Source organism: Vibrio sp. 704 (genome assembly GCF_033339295.1).
The window spans coordinates 1-1,114 of record NZ_JAWOUH010000104.1 but is presented as its reverse complement, the minus strand read 5'-3'; the positions used below and the strand labels follow the sequence as shown (position 1 = coordinate 1,114).

The following is a 1,114-nucleotide window of genomic DNA, read 5'->3' as shown; positions in this document are numbered from 1 at the left end:
CACCACAACGCCACCTTCTTTGGTGAACTTCATCGCGTTGCTCACTAGGTTCCAAATCACCTGACGTAAACGGGTCGCATCCACCTCGATCGCTTTTGGTAAGTCACTCAAACGTTCTAAGTCGAAACGCAGTCCTTTTTGTTCCGCCATGAGCGCCGAAATACTCTCTATCTCGGCGACAAAGTCTTCAAAGTTCAATGGCGCAGGTAACAGTTCAAGCTTACGACGATCGAATTTGTCCATATCGATGATGTCATTGAAGATATTCCCCAACGTAATCGCACTCACGTTGATCGTCTGCATGTGCTCGCGCAGCTCTTCCGTCAGCGGACTATCAAGCAACATTCGTCTCAGGCCAACAATACCGTTTAACGGTGTGCTAAGTTCATGGCTAATTGTGGAGATAAACGTCGTTTTATCTCGGCTGGCTTTTTCTAGAGATTCTTCGTGACGCTTACGCTCAGTAATGTCTCGCCCAAAACCAACCAACCCCAAGTGGCGACCGTCTTTGCTATAGAATGGTACTTTGCGCAATTCAAAATAGTGTTTTCGCCCATCAGGGTATTCCAACCATTGCTCGTAAGTGATCGCTTGGTTGTCGCTAAAGACTTTTTGGTCGGTATCTACGATTGGTTGCGCAATTTCTTTACTGTAGACATCCCACGGGCTCAAGCCGACAAGTTGATGCTCTTTCTTGCCCGTTAACTCTTCCATCGCTCGGTTACAACCAGAGAAGACGCCATCGGCATTACGGTAATAAATCAAATCAGGTGACGCATCGATGAATGAACGTAACAAGGCGGTACGCTCTGCTAATTCTAATTGCGTTCGCTCACGCTGGAAAACCTCATTTTCTAGGTCCTGCATCGCCTCTTCACGCGCTTCTTCCGCTTTAATCCGCTCTTCAATCTCTAGATTGAGCTTTTCGATGTTCTGCTGTAGTTGGAAGTTCAGTTCTTGGTCGCGTGAACGCATGTCTTTCAATTTAGAAACCAGCTTCGTCAATCGTTGACGAGACTCTTCTAACTGATCTACCACCACAGATAGGAAGTAAACGGCCCAGGGCGTGATTAACAAACCAAAGAAAACGGAACGTACGATGTCGATATCATCG

General features: G+C 46.8%; 1 protein-coding gene. It reads right to left on the bottom strand.

Features of this window, described 5'->3' with window-relative positions; genetic code table 11:
- Window positions 1-1,114 (bottom strand): PAS domain-containing protein (locus R7R24_RS24750; protein WP_318119739.1); only part of this gene is annotated, 1,114 nt, incomplete at both ends.